The following is a 2,411-nucleotide window of genomic DNA, read 5'->3' as shown; positions in this document are numbered from 1 at the left end:
CGCGAAAACTGGTGTTGAATTAGCGATATTGCCAAATGATGGCCCCAGTGGTGGTTTTTTCCATCTTGGCGAACCAGTAGCTTGGTAACTTATGCCACCACTTGAAGCCGTAGCATAAGTTATTAGTCATTACGCGAATTTCTCACGATTTTTGTACACTCGATACTATTGACCAAGACGGCAAACGGCGATTCATCCCATTCCTTCAATATGGGATGAATCGCCGTCTTTTGTAAAAAGTCGGCTTGAACTCTGATCGAGCCATCTATTATTAGAGGTACTTCTTAGTACGTGGATATTGACTTAAGCATTCGATATTGCCCCCAACTGGTGCTTAAGAATTAGTATTTTATGCTGATACGCTTTAATCTCAGCTTCAAGTTCAGCACGTAATTCAATCGGTGTAAGTGGATGAATTTTCTCTTCTTCAAGATGTGACACTTCTGAGAAATCCTTTTTATCCAGCACAGCATAACGCCAAGATTCGTTACATAAGCCAGTCAGTAGATTATTAGGTGGATAATACTGAACCCCTACAATCATCCCTTGCTTGGTTCTTTGCCCGAACGAATATTTGGGTGATGTCCAGTGATTAGGAATAGTAATAACTTTTGAAGTTTCCATGCGATTGCTCCTATCTTTGTTTTGACTGTGTTTGTACTACTCGCTGCTGCCTTTTCTCTACTAAAACCTGACCAATAGATCCTCCAGTACCCAGCCCAAACATGGCTGTAGCAATCGTGTACATTGTATTTCTGCCTTCATATTTGCACTCCTAAATACCCGATAGATATGGCAGCTAATGTGCCAGTGAGACTTACAGCAATTACTTGTGCTTGATTTCGTTTCATAATTAGAATGCCTTTCCCTGATAGAGGTTATGATTTGAATGATTTTGCTGTTACGCGAACGCGCTACCCCGGAGCAACTTGAACTTATGCTGCAACAGCACAAGTTCTACATCAAAACAGCAGTCGATATCGAACGTCGGGTACTAGTTGGTGGTGGTGATTTGCACTATGACTGAGGTCGCTTGTTGACTCGATGGCTATTCAATTGGGAGAACATTTGGTCGGATGCCGAACAAAAGCGATCTGCATCTCTTGAAACTTCATATTGGTTACGTCGGGTTTTGGAAATATCTGGTACAGAACCGGAATCACTGACCGCCTAAGCTTCTAAATCTCTTGGATTCACGAAGAATATTTCGCCTTTATGAATTCTTTCTCTGTTTGACTAGCAGCGATCGCAAGTACTGCCGACAAGCTGCTTCTCCTCGATAAATCAGAATACGAAGCGCCTGTACTTCCTGTATAGGAGAAATACAAATCTCAGCGATGGCAGCAATTAGATTCTGTTGCTTCTGCACATAGTCTTGATGATGCTGCTCTAATTCCTGAATCTTGGAGTTTAACTCCTGTATCTGTCGCAATGCTTGAGTTAAAGATGATTCTTTGTTTTGAGAGCGGTTGTCTAAAGTTAATGTCATTTTTTTGCTCCTTTGTAATTTATAAGAATGCCAATCAAGTTTGTACAAGGTCTTCACGACTAAATATCTTTTTTTTCATACCGATTGAAGTGCGAATAAATCCAGATTTTTCGCAATACTTATCCATTTTTAGATCCGAAGTTATTGGACAAGCTAAAGGGCTAGCAATTGAGACAACAGAAGTAGCAAATTCGCAGGGTTTTGTTAATTCTTCCTCGTGCCAGTCGCCTAAGCAACGGAATATAGTAACGTGTCCAGTTGGTTCGTCTTCGTCGGGCTGAAAAAGAATATTTACAATTCTTTCAGTTGGATCTAGTTGTATAGATTCTTGAAAGCCTTGCCAATCCGGGCATTGTTCGCCAAATGATCCTTGAGGATGAATAGCGCAATTGAAAAGTACACCGTTGTACGGGATACCGTGATAGTATCTGCAACCTTTACAATTGGTGGGTATAGGTAAAGGCTTGCCCTGGGCAAAGTCGAAGGGCTGAGGTTGGCCTAACAGAATTTGGTTAGCCTCAATTTGTCTTGCAATTCGGTCAGTAATGAATGTTGTGATCCCAGTTCCGACTATTGCCCCACCAATGGCATACATGATATTTTTACCGAGATATTGAGTGCCAACATAACTACAGATAATTGTTGCCGTTGCTGCACTGATGCCTTGTATATTGATTGGACTAGGTATATTTATTGTTACAGAGAATGTTACTTGGACTCTTTTATCTGTAGTTTCTAGTTATATATTTTCATTTATTTTAAGTTTCAATACTCAGCCGTCGAGTGAAGAACAATAAAAACTAAGTATCTAAGAAGAGGTGCATCATGGATTTTATCACTAAAATGAATTCTAAACTGCAAAATATATAACTAGAAACTACAGATAAAAGAGTCCAAGTAACATTCTCTGTAACAATAAATA

General features: G+C 39.9%; 5 protein-coding genes. 2 read left to right on the top strand and 3 right to left on the bottom strand.

Annotated features, from left to right (window positions below; all coding sequences use genetic code 11):
* Positions 1-303: 303 nt before the first annotated feature.
* Positions 304-624: a hypothetical protein gene (locus LC574_RS35815; protein ID WP_229458371.1), complete on the bottom strand. Its 321-nt coding sequence runs from the start codon at positions 622-624 to the stop codon at positions 304-306.
* Between the two features lie 265 nt (positions 625-889).
* On the opposite strand from LC574_RS35815, the gene LC574_RS35810 reads away from it, so the two are divergent.
* Positions 890-1,027: a hypothetical protein gene (locus LC574_RS35810; RefSeq protein WP_229458373.1), complete on the top strand. Its 138-nt coding sequence runs from the start codon at positions 890-892 to the stop codon at positions 1,025-1,027.
* Positions 1,028-1,036: 9 nt separating this feature from the next.
* Complete coding sequence (locus LC574_RS35805) at positions 1,037-1,174, top strand: hypothetical protein (RefSeq protein WP_229458370.1); 138 nt, start codon at positions 1,037-1,039, stop codon at positions 1,172-1,174.
* A gap of 39 nt (positions 1,175-1,213) precedes the next feature.
* Here LC574_RS35805 and LC574_RS35800 read toward each other — a convergent pair whose 3' ends face one another.
* Positions 1,214-1,489: a hypothetical protein gene (locus LC574_RS35800; RefSeq protein ID WP_229458369.1), complete on the bottom strand. Its 276-nt coding sequence runs from the start codon at positions 1,487-1,489 to the stop codon at positions 1,214-1,216.
* A 34-nt stretch (positions 1,490-1,523) separates the two neighbouring features.
* The gene (locus LC574_RS35795) at positions 1,524-2,084 is read right to left on the bottom strand and encodes a hypothetical protein (RefSeq protein WP_229458368.1); all 561 of its coding nucleotides are present in this window, start codon (positions 2,082-2,084) and stop codon (positions 1,524-1,526) included.
* Positions 2,085-2,411 lie beyond the last annotated feature (327 nt).

The sequence above is a fragment of the Nostoc sp. CHAB 5715 genome (assembly GCF_020829685.1).
GTDB lineage: Bacteria > Cyanobacteriota > Cyanobacteriia > Cyanobacteriales > Nostocaceae > Nostoc.
This window is presented reverse-complemented; position numbering and strand designations above follow the sequence as displayed.